Raw genomic sequence first — 15,736 nt, 5'->3', positions numbered from 1 at the left:
TGCAATAGTCCGGACCGCCCGCCCTCTCCGAGGTGGGCCGGATATCGTGGCGCCGATGACGATCTCCACGGTCCCGCCGACCGAACACCCCCGACCGGCAGACCTGCCGTCCGGGCCTGCCCGCCTGCGGCGCCTGCTGGCCCGGCTGTGCTGGCCGCTGGCCGCGGTGTGGGCGTTCGTCGCACTCGTGCGGCTGCTCGGACTGCACGTCGACCGGTGGCCGTTGGCGATCGAGCCGGCGGTGGTGCCGTACGCGGCGATCACCGCCGTGATCCCGCTGGCCGTGGCGCTGCTGTCACGCAGGTGGCTGGCCGCCGCGCTGGCCACCGCCGCGCTGGTCGCGCTGGTGGTCGTCGTGGCGCCCCGGGGATTCGGCGGGCCCGACCCGGTACGCGGCCCGGCCGTGCGGGTGCTGACCGCGAACCTGCGCGAGGGGCACGCCGACCCGGCCTCGGTGGTCGCCCTCGCCCGCCAGCGCAGGGTGGACGTGCTGGCGATCGAGGAGGTCACCCCACCGGAACTGGACCGGCTGCTCGCCGCCGGGCTGTCCCAGCTGCTGCCCTATTCGTCGACCAACCCGCAGTGGATAGGGCCGGCCGGTACCGCGCTGTTCTCCCGGTACCCGCTGACCGGGGTCGGCCGGCACTCGCTGCCGCACACCTTCACGGAGACCCTGGCGACCGTGCAGCCGCCCGGTTCGGTACCGGTGGCGATCGACGTGATCCACTACTGCGCGCCGGTGGACCCGGACCAGACCGCGTGCTGGAACGCCGGCGTACGCAGCATCCCGCCGGCCACCCCGCACGGCCCGGTACGGCTGCTGCTCGGCGACTTCAACATGACGCTGGACTTTCCGGACCTGCGGCACGTGCTGTCGACCGGGTACCGGGACGCGGCCGAGGTGGTGGGCGAGGCGCTCACCCCGACGTTCCCGTACCTGGGCCCGCCGCTGCCCAAGGTGACCCCCGACCACGTGCTGGCGGACTCCCGGATCGGGATCAGCTCGGTGTCGGTGCTGCCGATCCGGGACAGCGATCACCGCGCGGTGTTCGCCGCCCTCACCTTCCCGAAGCAGGGCTGACCCCACCGGGCTGACCCCCACCGGGCTGATCCTCTGCGGGCTGACCCTCTGCGGGCTCAGCCCCCTACCGGACTCAGCCGGTCTCGCCGCTGACCGTGAAGGACCGGAGCCGGTCGATGGCCAGCACCGTGCCGCCGACCAGGAACACCGCGCTCATCACCAGCGCCGCCGGCAGCCCGACGTGCGCCGAGAGCAGGCCGCCGGGCTCGATCGCGTGCACCACGGTCAGCGCGTACTGGTGGATGGACAGCACCCGGGTGCCGCTCAGCACGTTGGTGAGCAGGCTCTCCCAGATCAGCACGTACAGCAGGCCGACCAGCACCGGCCGGCGGCTCAGCAGGCTCAACGCGAGGAACACCGCGCTGTACCCCAGGGACCCGATCGCGCACCCGGCGGCGAGCGCCAGCCCGAACCGGGTCGAGTCAACCACCAGACCGGCGATGAACATCGGTACCGCCGCGGTCACCGCGGTGATCCCCACCGCCACCACCAGCTTGGCCAGGATGATGTCCCGGCGCGGCAGCGGCTTGGCCAGGATGTGCACCACCGTGCCGTCGTCGATCTCGGAGCCGAGCACGCCGGTACCCACGATCAGCGCTATCACCGGCAGCATCACGGAGAAGCCCATGCCGTCGAGGACCGAGGGCGCCCAGTCACTCACCGCGGTCCCGGACGCCTTCGCGGCCACGGTCAGCAGGAGCAGCAGCAACGGCAGCGGGAACAGCAACAGGAAGCGCCGCCGGCCGAACAGGCCCCGTGCGGTGATCCGGGCTACGGTCAGGTTCATCTGCGTTCACACTCTCTGCCAGCGCGTGGCCGTCTGGTAGTTGTCGATGGGCCGTCTGGGACGTGGTCGGGGCCGGGCGTCAGGCCGGGGCCGGCGTCAGGCCGGGGGCGAGCGTCAGGCCGGGGCCGGGCATCAGGCCGGGGCCGGGCATCAGGCCGGGGCCGGGCATCAGGCCGGGGCCGGGCATCAGGCCGTGACCAGGTAGGAGAAGACGCTCTCCAGCGACTCGTCCGACGGGGTGAGCTGGCGCACCCGCAGCCCCTCGCGCAGCGCGATCTTCGGCAGCGCGCGGGTGAAGGCGCCGTAGTCGCCGGCGCGCACGGTCAGGCCGTTCTGGTCGACGTCCAGCCCGTTGACCGAGCCCTCGTTCATCAGGGCCACGGCCAGCCGCCGGTCGTCGGTCGAACGGATCGCGAAGACGTGCGGCCGGTGGGTCATCAGCCGGCGGATGGTCCGGTAGTCGCCGGAGGCGGCCAGCCGGCCGGCCACGATCACCTGTACCGTGCCGGAGACCTCTTCGACCTCCTCCAGGATGTGCGAGGAGAACAGCACCGTGTGGCCCAACTCCCCCATCTGGTGCAGCAGCCGCATCATGTGCAGCCGTTGGCGCGGGTCCATCCCGTTGAACGGCTCGTCCAGCAGCAGGATCTCGGGATCGTGCACCAGTGCCGCGGCCACCCGGGTGCGCTGGCGCATGCCCTTGGAGAAGGTCTCGATCCGGCGGTCCTGCGCGTCGGTCAACTCGACCAGTTCGATGGCCCGCCGGGCGGCCTGTACCGGCTGGGGCAGCCGGTGCATCTTGGCACTGGCCAGCACGAAGTCCCAGGCGGTCAGGAAGCCGTGCACCGCCTCGCGCTCGGAGACCAGGCCGAGGTGCCGGTAGATTTCCGGGTTGCGCCAGGCCGGCTCGCCACCGATGCGCAACTCACCCTGGGACGGCGCGAGGAACCCCGACATCATGTGCAGCAGGGTGGTCTTGCCGGCGCCGTTCGGGCCGAGCAGGCCGGTCACGCCGGCGCCCAGGGTCATCGTCACGTCGTTGATGGCGACGACGTTGCCGTACCAGCGGGAGACGTTGGTCAGCTCCACGGTCCTCATCAGGCGGCCACCTTCCGGTACCGAACGAGCAGAAGCGTCACGTACACGGCCACCAGCACCACCGCCACGATGAGGTACAGATATCCGTGATTGCCGATGTCAATCCCGGTCGACCGGTGATACAACCAGGCCTCCAGGCCCTCGACCAGATCGATGGGGTTGATCACCGGGGCTATCTTGCCGACGGTGCCACCGAGCGTCTGCAGGACGGCCGCCACCGGGGTGGTCACCAGATACACGGCGGCGACCACGGCCGCGGATACGGCCCGGCGACCGCTCAGCGAGGCGAGCAGGATGCCGAGGCTGGAGAAGACGATGGCGACGATCGCCGCGTAGCCGATGCCGCCGAGGAAGTCCATGACCTCGTCCATCGCCCCGCCGAACCCGTCCTTGCGGGAGAACACCCCGCCGATCAGCATCAGCAGCTGGGGTGCGGCCAGCAGCAGCCAGAACGCGCTCGTCATCGCGGCGAGTTTGGCCAGCGCGTAGTCGTCGCGCCGCAGCGGCCGCGAGAAGTAGAGCGGCAGCACCCGCGACCGCAGGTCCCGGGAGACCAACTCGGGCGCGACGACCGCGAGGAACAGCAACAGCGGCAGGCCGATCGTGTCGGTGAACTGAAGGTAGCTGAGGACCACCTGATTCGACTCGGCGCGTACCGCCACCGCGACCATGGCGACCACGAACACCAGCCCGACCACGAGCCACGGGAAGATTTTGGCCTTCGCGCTGCGACCCAGGCCGAAGGCCGTCCGTAGACTGTGGACATACAGCGCCCGGGACGCGTAGCCGCGCCCGAGACGCGATCCGCTGTAGCGCTGGTACCCGATGTCGTGGATGACCCCACCGGACCGGTCGGCCGGCGCCGGCTGGGTGGGCACTATGTCAGCTGGCACGAGTCTCTACCTCCTGCGGGTCCGGCCGGGCCGAGAACAGCTCGGAGACCCGGTGCCGCCGCTGCTCAAGCCTGTGCAATGGCAGGTCCAGCGAGGCGACCGTGCCGATGATGACGTCGTAGGTCTGGTCCGACTCCAGCGGCACCAGCAGCAGCCGGCCGTCCCGGCTGACTCCCAGCCCCGCGGCGGCCAGCCCCTCGGCCAACTGCTCGGTCCCCTCGTCCACCTCGATGGCGAGCACGTCGCGCTGCACGGTCATGGCGGACATCCGGTCGGCGCGCAGCAGCTTCCCGCCATCGATCGCCACCAGCGAGTCGCAGATGCGCTCGACCTCACCGAGCAGGTGGGAGCAGACCATCACGGAGATGCCGAACTGGCTGCCGATGCGGTGGATGAGCCCGAGCATCGCGTCCCGCCCGGCCGGGTCGAGACCGTTGGTGGGTTCGTCGAGCAGCAGCAGGTCGGGATCGTGTACCAACGCCTGAGCCAGCTTGACCCGTTGCTTCATGCCGGTCGAGTAGCCGCCGATCTGCCGGTACCGCTCCTCGTAGAGCCCGACGTGACGCAACGCCTCGGACGCCCGCTCCCGGGCCGCGGTGCGCGGCAACCCGCTCATCCGTGCCATGTGCGTGACGAACTCGGCGGCGACCATGTCGGGCGGGAGGCAGTCGTGTTCGGGCATGTAACCCACCCGAGCCCGGATCGCCTCGGCGTCCCGAGCTGGATCGAGCCCGAGCACCCGGATCGAGCCCGAGGTCGGCGCCGAAAGGCCGAGCAGGGTCTTGATCAGAGTCGACTTGCCGGCGCCGTTGGCGCCGACCAGGCCGATGATGCCGGGCTCGATGTCGACCGTGAACGCGTCGAGCGCGGTGACCCTCGGGTAGCGCTTGGTGAGAGAACGTGTCTCGATCAAAGCCACGCCCCGACTGTACGGTCTCACCGTGACTCGCGGGGGTTGGCCACCCCTGGTGTCTCCCTGATCCGCGACCCCTAGGGTTCGATCATGGAGCCGAGATGACCTCGCACCGAACGGCTCAGCTGGGCACCACGCTGTCCGCGACCACCACGTCGTAGTGCGTGGTGACCGGATCGAAGCTCAGCAGTGCCGCCCGCGCCTCGGGCGCGACGATCGCGGCGGTGGCGTCCGGCCCGGCGAAGCCCTCGATCGCCTCGACCGAGTCCCACAACGTGAGTACCCGGATCTCGGTGGCCTCGGTGTTGTCGTTGCGCAGCAGGTACCCGCCGCGAAACCCGGGCATCATCCGCAGCCCCGGCAGGACCTCGCTGACGAAGTGGGTCTCGTACCAGTCGGCCCCCTCGCCGGTGGCGGTGCCCGACCAGTGTCGCGCGATCATTCCGGACCCCCTGCCCTCGTCGAATCCCCTGCTCTTCGTACCACTCGGGGCGAGGGCCGGGCGGAATTCGGCCGGACCGTCCGGCGCCCGAGGTCCGATTCGTTCAAGACCTCCGGGTGACGGTCGCCGTACCGTGGCGCCATGACATCCCAGCAGCCGCTCGACCCCGACGCCTCCCGCGTCGAATCCGCCGACCGTCGCCCGAGCCTTCACTTCCACTTCATCGGGCTCGTGGTCGCCGATATGGCACGATCCCTCGCGTTCTACCGTCGGCTGGGGCTGGCCGTGCCGGACGGGGCCGACGGCGAGCCGCACGTCGAGGCGCCGCTCGGCGACGGCGCCATCCTGGCCTGGGACACGGTCGAGGTCATTCGCGGCATCGATCCGGAGTGGACACCGCCGAGCGGCAGCCCCCGTGCCGCGCTCGCGTTCCGGTGCGCGGATCCGGCCGAGGTCGACCGGGTGTACGGCGACCTGGTGGGGGCCGGGTACACCGGGCACAAACAGCCGTGGGACGCCTTCTGGGGTCAGCGGTACGCGGTGCTGCACGACCCGGACGGCAACGCGGTCGACCTGTTCGCCCCCAACGGCCAGGGCTGAGACCGCCCCGAGCCGGCCGATGACCAGACGGCCACCGATCGACAGACGTCAGTCGCGAATCAAGGTGCCCAGCGGCACGCCTGCCAGCGCCCGGACGTCCCGGGACAGGTGGGCCTGGTCGGCGTAGCCGGTGCGGGCGGCCACGTCGGCGAACGGTACGCCGCGACGGGCCAGCGCCACGGCGCTGTCGAACCGGAGCACCCTGGCGAGGGTCTTCGGCCCATATCCGAACAGGGTCAGGCACCGCCGGTGCAGCTGCCGCTCGCCGAGCCCGACCCGCTCGGCCAGGGCGCGCACCGAGGCACCGGCCCGCAGCGACGCGACGGCGCGGCCAGCCCACGCATCCGGCGCCCCGGGGCCCGCCGCCGTGGGGCTCAGCGCCGTGGGGCTCAGCGGCCCGGGGCCCAGCGCCGTGGAGCCCGCCGTCATGGCGTCCAGCGCCACGGACTCCAGCAGGCCCGCCGGGTCGCCGGCCTCGGCGATCCGCTCGGCGATCCGGCGGACGACCGCCGGGCGCCACAGCGCGGCCAGCTCGACCCGGCTGTCGCGCAGTTCACAGGCGGGCACGCCGAGCACGGCCGGGCCGGTGCCCGGGGCGAACCGCAGGCCCACGTAGGCGGTGCCCGGCGCGCTCTCGGACAGCCAGGCCCGGGTGTCGGGCCCGGCGACCAGGAGCGTGCCGGACGCCCAGATCAGGTCCAGGCAGCCGTCGGGCAGGATCCGGTCGCTGGTGACGCGTGCGGCCGGCCCGCCACCCGTCACGAGTCTCACTCGGATCGTCTCCGAGCTATCGGACAGCGAGCCATCGGGCAGCGAGCCATCGGGCAGCGAGCCATCGGGCAGCGAGCCATCGGGCAGCGAGCCGCCGGGCGCCGAGCCATCCGGCACCGAGCCGTCAAGGGCGAGGCCGCCCCGGGCTGCCGTCGCGGCGCCGGACGCGAGCCGGTCTCCGGACACCGAACGGGTCCAGAGCACGGAGCCCGCGATCCGGCTCGACGCCCACTGTCGGTACACGCCGGACAGCATGCCACCGCCCTACGACAGGATCCGGTGCACCGGACTCAGGCCCGCGGCTCCCAGTACACCTCCACCCGGTACCCGTCCGGGTCGAGGCACTTGAAGGAGACCATGCCGGGCTCGTCGTCGTACTCGACGATCCGGTACCCGTCGGCGGCCAGCCGATCGTGCAGTTCGCGTACCCGGTCCGGGCTCTCACACGAGAACCCGAAGTGCAGGAAGGGCGGCGCCGACGTCGGCGCGGGGCCGTGCTTGGCGATCTCGTGCAGCGCGAGGTCGAAGCCGTGCCGGTCGCGCACGATGATCGTGCCGTCCGGGTAACGGCTGGCCGTCGCCCGGTCAAACGCGAAGTACGTCGCGTAGAACCGCAAGCTGCGCTCCTGATCACCGACCGCCAGGCCGAGGTGCCGCAGAAACATCTGGACAGGCTCACATCGCCTGCGGTTTGTGGTCAACGGGTAACGTGATCGCCCGACCGAGAGGAGATCTTGTTGAGCGCCCCTTACCCCCCGCAACAGCCTGGTGATTCGGGTTACCCGCCCCCGGCGGGTTATCCGCAGCAGCCGGGCTACCAGCAGCCCGGTTACCCTCAGCAGAGCTACGAACAGCAGGGCTACGAACAGCAGGGCCAGCAGCAGGGCTACGAACAGCAGGGCTACGAGCAACAGGGCCAGCAACAGCAGGGCTACCAGCAGGCGGGCTACCCCCAGCAGCCCGGTTACCCGCAGCAGGGCTACCCCCAGTCGGGCTACCCACAGCAGCCCGGACAGCAGCAGCCCGGGCAGCAGCCGGGTTACCCCCAGCAGTCCGGTTATCCCCAGCAGTCCGGTTATCCGCAGCAGTCCGGTTATCCGCAGCAGTCCGGTTATCCGCAGCAGGGCTACCAGCAGGCGGGCTACCCGCAGCAGCCGGGCTACCCGGCCGGCGGCGGTGGCGGCTCCGCGATAGTGCTGACCACGAAGTTCTTCGTGATGGCCTTCCTGTTCTTCTTCTTCAAGCCGAAGATCGTGATCGACGGCCGGGAGATCCAGGGCGTCTGGGGCCGCAACACCATTCCGGTGACGCCGGGCCAGCACCAGGTGCACACGCACGTGCCGTACCTGATTCCGCCTCAGGTCGGCAAGGCGGACATCATGATCAACGTTGCCCCGGGGCAGACGGTGGAGTTGGAGTACAAGACGCCGCTCTGGGCGTTCACCCGCGGCTCCATGGGGCCGCCTCCGCAGAGCTACAACGGCAAGTGGGTCTACTGGGTGTCGGGGGCCCTCCTACTACTCATTATCGTGTGCTGTTGTGGCAGCCAGCTGCTGAACAGCTAGGCGCACACAGGTAGTCGCCTCGGTCCCGTACCCCGGGCGGGATCCCGACGACCAGCCCAAAGAGGCACGTAACGACCGAAAGGGCCGGAATGTACGACGCAATGATGTCGGAGACGGTGAAGATCAACGGTCACCAGGGAGACGAGGTCGAGGCCTACCTGGCCCGTCCGCTCACCCCTGGGCCCGTGGGGGGCGTCGTGGTGATCCACCACATGCCGGGGTATGACGAATCGACCAAGGAGATGGTGCGCCGGTTCGCCGCGAACGGGTACGCGGCGATCTGCCCGAACCTGTACTGGCGGGAGGCGCCCGGCGCCAGCCCGGACGACGCGGCCGCGGCGGCGCGGGCCGCCGGCGGGGTGCCGGACGAGCGCCTGCTGGGTGACGTGGCCGGTGCGGCCAGCTACCTCCGCGCACTCAGCTCGTCCAACGGCAAGGTGGGCGTCATCGGCCACTGCTCCGGTGGGCGGCAGTCCTTCCTCGCCGCCTGCGAGCTCGACCTCAACGCCGCCGTGGACTGCTACGGTGCGTTCGTCGCGAGCGCCCCGGCGGAGGGCTTCCCGCTCCAGGTGGAGCCGGTAATCTCGCGCGCCGAGAAGCTGGACTGCCCCGTGCTGGGCCTGTTCGGCGATGAGGACCAGTACCCGGCCCCGGCCGAGGTGGCGACCCTCGACGCGGAGCTCAAGCGCCTGGGCAAGCAGTTCGAGTTCCACAGCTACGAGGGTGCCGGCCACGCGTTCTTCGCCGTGGACCGGCCGAGCTACCGCCCGGCCGCCGCGGTCGAGGGCTGGCAGCGCATCTTCGAGTTCTACGGCAAGCACCTGGCCGCGTAAGGCCGCGTAAGGAGAATCCCATGTGCACGTACCTGACCCAGTACGCCGCCATCGACGGCAGCGGTAAGGGCAGTAGCGGCTGGTTTTCGCTCACCCAGGCGACGGTGTACGTCGACCACCCGCAGCACGCGCCGTACGAACACACGGTGAACATCGACCTGGGCAACCCGAAGCTCGGCCCGGCCGCCCGCGTGGCGGTCGAACTGACGGAGGAGGCGGCCCTGGCACTGATCGACTCGATCCGCGCCGCACTGGCCTCGGCCCCGCCCGGACTCGCCTCGAAGGCCGGCAGCGCCCACCAGCAGGTCGCGGCCTGACCGATCGACCGCTCGATGCGACAACTGGCCGGCGCCCGCACTTAGGCGCCGGCCGGTTGTCCAAAGCCCCCAGATAGAGAAGCTCGCCGGCGCCCGCACTTAGGCGCCGGCCGGTTGTCCAAAGCCCCCAGATAGAGAAACTCGCCGGCGCCCGCACTCAGGCGCCGGCCAGTTGTCCAAAGCCCCGAGGTAGAGAGGCTGTCCGGCTTCGCGGTGGTCAGTCGGAGGACTGCTCGCGCAGGTGTTCGACGGCCAGGCGGGCAGCGAGCCCGATGGCGGCGTCCGCGCGGGGGAGGTTCAACGCCGTGCTGGTGCTCCGGGTGAACACCGCCACCGCGTAGCGCCCACCATCGGGATACTCCACCACCCCGATCTCGTTACGGATCGTCGGCAGGGTGCCGGTCTTGCCCGCCACGGACACATCGTCGAACGGGAACCCGGACGCCAGCCGGTGCGGCCACACCTGCAGCGACAGCAGCCTGCGGATGGCACCGCACGAGGCGGGCCCAGCCGCCTCGTCGCGCCAGATCAGGGCGAGCAGGCGGGTGCAGTCCCGTGCGGTGGAACGGTTGCTGGTCAGCGGATCGAGCACGCGCAGGCGGCTGACCGCGGCCGGATCGGTGACCAACCCGCGTTGCTCATCGAGGTCCTCGCGGGTCAACGCGGCCACGTCGCGGGTCAGCAGCGGCACCCGGGTCCGGTGCAGGCCGAGCGCGTCAAGGGTCTCGGCGACGTTGTCGAGTCCCACGTGATCGGCGAGCACGTCCGCGGCGGCGTTGTCGGAGACGGTCAGGGCCAGGTAGGCGAGGTCGCGCAGCGAGATCGTCACCGGGTCGAGCATCGCCGCTATGCCGGTCGGGCCGCCGCTGCGCTCCGCCAGCGGTACCGTCACCGGCGCCCTCGGGTCCAACCGGCCGTCCTCGGCGGCCCGGAAGAACGCGACGACGAGCGGCACCTTGAACACGCTGGCGAGCACGACCGGTTCGTCGGCGCGCAGCTCGACCTCGCTGGCCCGGTCGATGTCGACGGCGTGCAGCCATCCGCTGACCCCGGCCGCGTCGAAGGTCGCCCGGATCCGGGCGAGCACCGGTTGGCCCGGGGTCACGGTGCGCCCCACGGAAGGAATTCGGAGGTGGGGCGGGCTCGCAGCGCGGTGCCCGGGCGGACCGGCCCGACGACGCTCATGCCCGCCTCGCGTTGCAGCACCACGGTCGCCGTCTCGGCGAAGGCGTGTACGGCCGGGTTGTCCCGCCCGCGTGGCCACACCGTGGCCAGCCGCGCGGCCAGCGGTTGCCCGGTGACCGGACGCCACACGGCGCCGGCCGGTGGCGCCAGCGCGCCGTCGTCGAAGGCGACGGCGCCGCCGGCCATGACCAGGCCGCGCCCGAACTCCGTGCTGCTGACCTCGTGGACGGTCGAGGGACGATATCCGTGCCGGGCGCAGGTATCGAGAATCTCATCGAACACCGCCGGCGCCGTGGACCGCCGGAAGATGACGAGCGCGAGCGGGGCCAGCACGGACAGCAGCAGCTCGGGATGCCCGGCCAGCGGGTCGTTCCCGGCGATCAGGACCCCGAGGGGGCGCTGAACCACCGGTCCGAGGGCCAGGCGCGCGGTGTCGAACGGCAGCCGCAGGACGGCCGCGTCGAGCCGCTGTTCCACGAGGGCCCGGTGCTGCACGGCGGGCGCGGACTCCTGCAGCCGCAGGGTGACCGCCGGTTGCCGGGCGGCGAACTCCGCGGCGAGGGCGGCGACGGTCGTGCCGGGCACATCGGGAGGCAGTCCCGCACGAAGGACGTTGATGCCCTCCGAGCGCAGCTGACCGGCCAGTTCATCGAGCACGGCCGCCCGCGCGACGAGGTCGCGGGCCTCGACCAGCAACAGCTGCCCGGCGCCGGTCAGGTTCACCGCCCGGGCCGAGCGGTCGAACAGCCGCAGGCCGAAATGCCGTTCCAACCGCTGGATGCGCTGGGACAGCGGCGGTTGGGACATGTGCAGCCGGGCGGCGGCCCGGCCGAAGTGGAGTTCCTCAGCGACCGCGATGAAGTACCGCAGGTGCGCAATCAGGTCCACGGCCAGCGACGATATCAAAAACCGTATCGCCGGTCAGACGCTATTGATGTTGGCCTCGTCACGGGCCCCGCTGGTTGAGTGACTTCCGTTGGACGGCGCGGCCGCGGATGCCCAGGGTGGCTGCCCAAAGGTTCGAGGAGAGGACGGTCGACATGAGGCGAAGCGACGATAAGCCCGAGGGAATCAACCGGCGTGGCGTGCTGCGCGCGGCGGTGGCGGGCGGGGCCGCCGCCGCCATCGCCGGGGGTGTGGGCGGTGGCCTGGCGACGGCAACGGGCGCGGCGGCCGCGCCGGCGCGGCCGCTGACCGCCGCCGGTGTCGCGATGCGCTGGTTGGGGGTGGCGGGGTGGGAAATCACCTTCGACGGCCACGTGCTCTACTTCGACCCGTACGTGAGCCGGTTCGACTACACCACCAACGGTGGGATCCTGGCCCCGAACCCGGCAGTGGTCGACAATCTGCTCACCACCGGCCGGCTCGCCGGGCCGCCCGAGCTCATGATGGTCAGCCACAGTCACTGGGACCACATCGCGGACGTCCCGCAACTGCTCAGCCGGGCCGAGTGGGCCGGCGCCACGATCAGGACCATCGGCACCGACACGCAGCGCAACCTGCTGACCGCGATGGGAGTCTCGGCGGGGCGGATGGCGAATTTCATCACCGCCAGCGGGGGTGAGGACCTGACCTTCCAGGGCGGCGCCTACCAGGTACGGGTCATGCGCAGCCTGCACAGTCAGTCGCTGGGATACGGCTACTTCGCGCCCGGCATCCGCGTCGAACCACCGGCGACGCCCAAGACGACCACCGATCTGGTGGAGGGCAACACCCTGGCCTACCAGCTGACCGTGCCGGGGCGCCTGAAGGTGCTGATGTTCGGCGGTACCAACTTCGTCGAGAAGGAACTCGAGGGGCTGCGGCCGGACGTCGTTTCGGTCTGCGTGACCGACTTCAGCTCACTGGACCACTACCTGGAGCGCCTGCTGACCGTTCTCGGCGGCCCCCGGTACGTCATTCCGGTGCACAACGACGACATGGTCACCGGGTACGACTCGCCGGACCTGCCCAAGACGATCGACCGCACCCCGATCGACCAGCTCAAGAAGACGGTTCAGTCGATGGGCCTGAAGACGCAGGTCGTCGAGCCCACCCACCTGCGGGTGCTGAACTTCTAACTGGACCGACCCTTCTACCGTCAGACCCATGTCTCGCAGGACTCCGGACCGACCGGCTTCGCCCAGGTGGCGCTGGGAGACCGCGTCTCGTGCCAAGAGAACAGGTGAAACAGCGCCATGACGCAAGCCGGAGGAGCCCTTGCCGTGGTAGCTATCCAGTTACTGCTTGTCGCCTGGCTGATCTGGAACCTGTGGAATCTCTTCCGCATCGCCACCGGCCTGCGCAACGCGTCCTGGCGGCGCCCGATGTGGTGGACGCGCGTCTGCTCCATCTCGCTGTTCGCCGGCCTCGCGTCCTGGACGTGGGGCGCGTTCAGCGGCGGCCTCGACGTGGGCGAGGCATGCACGTGGAACCATCACCAACGCTACGACGAGGTCTACCGGGACGCCCATGCCGAGGAATTCCAGCGACTCTTTCCGCTGCACAACAAGTGCAATCCGGATTTCGACCTGGTGCCCGCATGGGTCAACCCGATCGTGGCGGCCAGCGCGATCGTCCTGGTGATCGCCGTCGCCGTACTCCTCTGGTTCGGCTGGGCCCGCCTCACCGGCCGGCTCGCGGGTCGAGAATCCGCGGGCCGGGTGGCGGGCGCCGCCGGCGACTAACCGGCGAAGGGCAGCGCCGGCAGGCCGGCCACCCCCGGCCTGGCCCGGAACACCGCGCCCGCCTCGGGCTCGGCGTCGGCCGCCAACCCGTCGCGGGACGTGGTGATGTACAGCTCGGACAGGCCCGGGCCGCCGAAGGTACACGCGGTCACCTGGCTGACCGGCAACTCCAGGGCGCCGTCCAGCATGCCGTCCGGCCGGTACCGGTGCACGGCGGAGCCGCCGTACACGGCCACCCACACGTAGCCCTCGCTGTCCACGGTGAGCCCGTCCGGCCCGCCCAGCCCCGCCGGCACCTCCACGAAGGGCCGCCGGCCGGTCAGGCCTGACTCGGGGTCGTAGTCGAGGATGTCCACCCGTTGGGTCGGGGTGTCCACGTAGTACGCCGACGTGCCGTCCGGGGTCCAGGCCAGCCCGTTCGAGATGGTCACGTCCGACCACACGACGCCGACCGTGCCGCCCGGGTCCAGCCGGTAGAAGCTGCCTGCGCCCGGCGACTTGTCGTATCCCATGGAGCCGCAGTAGAAGCGGCCGTCCGGGTCGCAGCCGCCCTCGTTCATCCGCACACCGGGGTCGGACCACAGCTCGTCGAGCGACCGCACCGCGCCGTCCGGGTCGATGAGGGCGAACCCGCGCTCGGCCGCCACCACCATGCCCCCGCCGGTACGGGGACGGAACGCGGCGGCCACCGAACCCACGTGCATCCGGTCGATCGGTTCGCCGGCCGCGTCCAGCGACAAGATGTCGCCGGCGAGCATGTCGACGAAGCGCAGCCCGCCCCACTCCCGCGTCCACACCGGACCCTCACCGTGGTAGGCGAGCGGTGCGGAGAACTGTTCTACCTCTGCGTTCATCAGTGCGACTCCCTCGGTACGGCATGGCCACGGCACCCGCGCAGGAAGTCGAAGTCCGCTCCCGCCTCGGCCTGCAACACGTGCTGGGTGTAGAGCCACGCGTACCCGCTGGTCGGTCCCTGTTGCGGCGGGCGCCACTGGGCGCGGCGACGGTTCAATTCCTCGTCCGGCAGATCCAGAGTGAGCGTGCGCGCCGGCACGTCCAGCACTATCGCGTCGCCGGTGCGCACCAGCGCGAGCGGGCCACCCAGCGCGGACTCCGGCGACACGTGCAGCACGACGGTGCCGAAGCCGGTGCCGCTCATCCGCCCGTCGCAGATGCGCACCATGTCCTCCACGCCGCGGCGCAGCAGCTTCGCCGGCAGCGCGACGTTGGACACCTCGGGCATGCCCGGGTACCCGCGCGGCCCGCTGCCCCGGATCACCAGCACGTCGCTCGCGTCCACGTCGAGATCCGGGTCGTCGGCGACCGCGTGATATTCCTCGGGCGAGTCGAACACCAGCGCCCGGCCGCGGTGCTTCATCAGGTGCGGCGAGGCCGCCGACTGCTTGATGACCGCCCCGCCGGGACACAGGTTGCCGCGCAGCACGGCGGTGCCGGAGCCGGGCGGTTGCAGCGGCGCGTCGAGGGTGCGGATGACCTCCCGGTTCCAGCACTCGGCCGTGGCCACGTTCGCGCCGATCGTCGTGCCGGTAACGGTGAGCTGTTCGGTGTGCAGCAGCCCGCCGGCGGCCAGCTCGCGCAGCACCACCGGCAGCCCACCGGCGTAGCAGAAGTCCTCCATGAGGAACCGGCCCGAGGGCATCAGGTCGACCAGGGTCGGCACCGACCGGGACAGCGCGTCGAAGTCGTCCAGATTCAGCTCCACGCCCAGCCGGCCGGCCAGCGCGAGCAGGTGGATGATGGCGTTGGTGGATCCGCCGATGGCCGCGTTGGCCCGGATCGCGTTCTCGAACGCGGCGCGGTTCATCACCGCGCTCGGCCGCAGATCCTCGTCGACCATGGCGACGATGCGCTGCCCGGCGCGCTGCGCGGTCTCCATCCGCCGGGAGTCCGCCGCCGGCCAGGCCGCCGATCCCGGCAGTTGCATGCCCAGCGCCTCGGCGACGCAGGCCATCGTGGACGCGGTGCCCATCGTCATGCAGTGGCCGTTGGACCGGGCCATGCAGCCCTCGGCGACGTAGCACTCCTCCTGGGTCATCCGGCCGGCCTTCAGGTCGGCCTCGAACTTCCACACGTGGGTGCCCGACCCGACGTCCTCGCCCCGGTATTTCCCGTTGAGCATCGGGCCGCCGGTCACCATGATGGCGGGCAGGTCGACGCTTGCCGCGGCCATCAGCAGGCCGGGCGTCGTCTTGTCGCAGCCGGACAGCAGCACCACGCCGTCGAGCGGATTGGCCCGGATCAGCTCCTCGGCCTCCATCGCCAGCAGGTTGCGATAGAGCATGGTGGTCGGGCGCATCAACGTCTCGCCCAGCGCCATCACCGGAAACTCCAGGGGGAAGCCGCCGGCCTGCCAGACGCCCCGCTTGACGGCCTCGGCGACCCGGTGCAGGTGCGAGTTGCACGGCGCCAACTCGGACCACGCGGTGGCGATGCCGATGACCGGCCGGCCGTCGAAGACGTCCGGGCCGAAGCCCTGGTTGCGCATCCAGGAGCGGTACACCATTCCGGAGCGGCCGGTCGCACCGAACCAGGACTGGCTACGCCTCTTCCGGTCAACGCTCATC

18 protein-coding genes are annotated in these 15,736 nt (G+C 71.0%); 7 read left to right on the top strand and 11 right to left on the bottom strand.

Annotated elements, in window-relative coordinates; translation table 11 throughout:
* The first annotated feature begins 55 nt into the window (after positions 1–55).
* Positions 56–1,081, top strand: a complete 1,026-nt coding sequence (locus ABEA87_RS18775; protein ID WP_345631222.1) for an endonuclease/exonuclease/phosphatase family protein — start codon at positions 56–58, stop codon at positions 1,079–1,081.
* Positions 1,082–1,154: 73 nt separating this feature from the next.
* Here ABEA87_RS18775 and ABEA87_RS18770 read toward each other — a convergent pair whose 3' ends face one another.
* The 5 genes from ABEA87_RS18770 to ABEA87_RS18750 all read right to left on the bottom strand — a co-directional run bounded on the left by ABEA87_RS18770 (position 1,155) and on the right by ABEA87_RS18750 (position 5,214).
* Positions 1,155–1,868 carry an ABC transporter permease gene (locus tag ABEA87_RS18770; protein WP_345631221.1) on the bottom strand — a complete coding sequence of 238 codons (714 nt, stop codon included), beginning with the start codon at positions 1,866–1,868 and terminating at the stop codon, positions 1,155–1,157.
* A 186-nt stretch (positions 1,869–2,054) separates the two neighbouring features.
* Positions 2,055–2,966, bottom strand: a complete 912-nt coding sequence (locus tag ABEA87_RS18765; RefSeq protein ID WP_345631219.1) for an ABC transporter ATP-binding protein — start codon at positions 2,964–2,966, stop codon at positions 2,055–2,057.
* On the bottom strand, positions 2,966–3,859 hold the full coding sequence (locus ABEA87_RS18760) for an ABC transporter permease (RefSeq protein WP_345631218.1): 894 nt from the start codon (positions 3,857–3,859) through the stop codon (positions 2,966–2,968). Before ABEA87_RS18760 ends, ABEA87_RS18765 begins: the two co-directional genes overlap by 1 nt.
* Entirely contained in the window at positions 3,849–4,778 is a 930-nt protein-coding gene (locus ABEA87_RS18755; protein ID WP_345631217.1) for an ABC transporter ATP-binding protein, read from the bottom strand. The genes ABEA87_RS18760 and ABEA87_RS18755 overlap by 11 nt, the downstream gene beginning before the upstream one ends.
* 115 nt (positions 4,779–4,893) lie before the next feature.
* Positions 4,894–5,214, bottom strand: coding sequence for an antibiotic biosynthesis monooxygenase family protein (locus ABEA87_RS18750; protein WP_345631215.1), 321 nt, complete (start codon positions 5,212–5,214; stop codon positions 4,894–4,896).
* Between the two features lie 141 nt (positions 5,215–5,355).
* Here ABEA87_RS18750 and ABEA87_RS18745 point away from each other — a divergent pair, with 141 nt between their 5' ends.
* Positions 5,356–5,814 (top strand): VOC family protein, encoded by a 459-nt coding sequence (locus ABEA87_RS18745; RefSeq protein WP_345631213.1) that lies wholly within the window; start codon positions 5,356–5,358, stop codon positions 5,812–5,814.
* 48 nt (positions 5,815–5,862) lie between these two features.
* Here the strand turns inward: ABEA87_RS18745 and ABEA87_RS18740 are convergent, their stop codons facing one another.
* Together ABEA87_RS18740 and ABEA87_RS18735 are read right to left on the bottom strand one after the other, a co-directional pair.
* Positions 5,863–6,828 (bottom strand): helix-turn-helix domain-containing protein, encoded by a 966-nt coding sequence (locus ABEA87_RS18740; RefSeq protein ID WP_425570911.1) that lies wholly within the window; start codon positions 6,826–6,828, stop codon positions 5,863–5,865.
* 47 nt (positions 6,829–6,875) lie between these two features.
* Complete coding sequence (locus ABEA87_RS18735) at positions 6,876–7,250, bottom strand: VOC family protein (RefSeq protein WP_345631212.1); 375 nt, start codon at positions 7,248–7,250, stop codon at positions 6,876–6,878.
* Between the two features lie 72 nt (positions 7,251–7,322).
* On the opposite strand from ABEA87_RS18735, the gene ABEA87_RS18730 reads away from it, so the two are divergent.
* From ABEA87_RS18730 to ABEA87_RS18720, 3 genes are all read left to right on the top strand, one after another.
* Positions 7,323–8,150: a hypothetical protein gene (locus ABEA87_RS18730; RefSeq protein WP_345631210.1), complete on the top strand. Its 828-nt coding sequence runs from the start codon at positions 7,323–7,325 to the stop codon at positions 8,148–8,150.
* Positions 8,151–8,254: 104 nt separating this feature from the next.
* Positions 8,255–8,983, top strand: coding sequence for a dienelactone hydrolase family protein (locus ABEA87_RS18725; protein ID WP_345631208.1), 729 nt, complete (start codon positions 8,255–8,257; stop codon positions 8,981–8,983).
* Positions 8,984–9,003: 20 nt separating this feature from the next.
* The gene (locus tag ABEA87_RS18720; protein WP_345631206.1) at positions 9,004–9,300 is read left to right on the top strand and encodes a DUF6295 family protein; all 297 of its coding nucleotides are present in this window, start codon (positions 9,004–9,006) and stop codon (positions 9,298–9,300) included.
* Positions 9,301–9,517: 217 nt separating this feature from the next.
* Here the strand turns inward: ABEA87_RS18720 and ABEA87_RS18715 are convergent, their stop codons facing one another.
* Entirely contained in the window at positions 9,518–10,417 is a 900-nt protein-coding gene (locus ABEA87_RS18715; RefSeq protein ID WP_345631204.1) for a serine hydrolase, read from the bottom strand.
* On the bottom strand, positions 10,402–11,373 hold the full coding sequence (locus ABEA87_RS18710; protein ID WP_345631202.1) for a LysR family transcriptional regulator: 972 nt from the start codon (positions 11,371–11,373) through the stop codon (positions 10,402–10,404). Before ABEA87_RS18710 ends, ABEA87_RS18715 begins: the two co-directional genes overlap by 16 nt.
* A 152-nt stretch (positions 11,374–11,525) precedes the next feature.
* On the opposite strand from ABEA87_RS18710, the gene ABEA87_RS18705 reads away from it, so the two are divergent.
* Both ABEA87_RS18705 and ABEA87_RS18700 read left to right on the top strand, forming a co-directional pair.
* Positions 11,526–12,545 carry an MBL fold metallo-hydrolase gene (locus ABEA87_RS18705; RefSeq protein WP_345631200.1) on the top strand — a complete coding sequence of 340 codons (1,020 nt, stop codon included), beginning with the start codon at positions 11,526–11,528 and terminating at the stop codon, positions 12,543–12,545.
* Between the two features lie 144 nt (positions 12,546–12,689).
* The gene (locus ABEA87_RS18700; RefSeq protein ID WP_345631198.1) at positions 12,690–13,151 is read left to right on the top strand and encodes a hypothetical protein; all 462 of its coding nucleotides are present in this window, start codon (positions 12,690–12,692) and stop codon (positions 13,149–13,151) included.
* Here ABEA87_RS18700 and ABEA87_RS18695 read toward each other — a convergent pair.
* Positions 13,148–14,005 (bottom strand): SMP-30/gluconolactonase/LRE family protein, encoded by an 858-nt coding sequence (locus ABEA87_RS18695; protein ID WP_345631197.1) that lies wholly within the window; start codon positions 14,003–14,005, stop codon positions 13,148–13,150. The two genes, ABEA87_RS18700 and ABEA87_RS18695, sit on opposite strands and share 4 nt — an antisense overlap.
* Complete coding sequence (locus ABEA87_RS18690) at positions 14,005–15,735, bottom strand: IlvD/Edd family dehydratase (RefSeq protein ID WP_345631195.1); 1,731 nt, start codon at positions 15,733–15,735, stop codon at positions 14,005–14,007. Before ABEA87_RS18690 ends, ABEA87_RS18695 begins: the two co-directional genes overlap by 1 nt.
* Position 15,736 lies beyond the last annotated feature (1 nt).

This window comes from Rugosimonospora acidiphila, from assembly GCF_039543385.1.
Lineage (GTDB): Bacteria > Actinomycetota > Actinomycetes > Mycobacteriales > Micromonosporaceae > Rugosimonospora > Rugosimonospora acidiphila.
Note: the sequence above shows the minus strand (reverse complement) of the source record. Positions and strands in the feature narration are given on the sequence as shown.

Excerpts from the sequence above, each read along its gene's own strand:
- ABEA87_RS18705 (WP_345631200.1), top strand. The coding sequence starts at position 11,526 with ATGAGGCGAAGCGACGATAAGCCCGAGGGAATCAACCGGCGTGGCGTG.
- ABEA87_RS18750 (WP_345631215.1), bottom strand. The coding sequence starts at position 5,214 with ATGATCGCGCGACACTGGTCGGGCACCGCCACCGGCGAGGGGGCCGAC.
- ABEA87_RS18720 (WP_345631206.1), top strand. The coding sequence starts at position 9,004 with ATGTGCACGTACCTGACCCAGTACGCCGCCATCGACGGCAGCGGTAAG.
- ABEA87_RS18725 (WP_345631208.1), top strand. The coding sequence starts at position 8,255 with ATGTCGGAGACGGTGAAGATCAACGGTCACCAGGGAGACGAGGTCGAG.
- ABEA87_RS18765 (WP_345631219.1), bottom strand. The coding sequence starts at position 2,966 with ATGAGGACCGTGGAGCTGACCAACGTCTCCCGCTGGTACGGCAACGTC.
- ABEA87_RS18735 (WP_345631212.1), bottom strand. The coding sequence starts at position 7,250 with ATGTTTCTGCGGCACCTCGGCCTGGCGGTCGGTGATCAGGAGCGCAGC.
- ABEA87_RS18695 (WP_345631197.1), bottom strand. The coding sequence starts at position 14,005 with ATGAACGCAGAGGTAGAACAGTTCTCCGCACCGCTCGCCTACCACGGT.
- ABEA87_RS18690 (WP_345631195.1), bottom strand. The coding sequence starts at position 15,735 with ATGAGCGTTGACCGGAAGAGGCGTAGCCAGTCCTGGTTCGGTGCGACC.
- ABEA87_RS18770 (WP_345631221.1), bottom strand. The coding sequence starts at position 1,868 with ATGAACCTGACCGTAGCCCGGATCACCGCACGGGGCCTGTTCGGCCGG.
- ABEA87_RS18745 (WP_345631213.1), top strand. The coding sequence starts at position 5,356 with ATGACATCCCAGCAGCCGCTCGACCCCGACGCCTCCCGCGTCGAATCC.
- ABEA87_RS18775 (WP_345631222.1), top strand. The coding sequence starts at position 56 with ATGACGATCTCCACGGTCCCGCCGACCGAACACCCCCGACCGGCAGAC.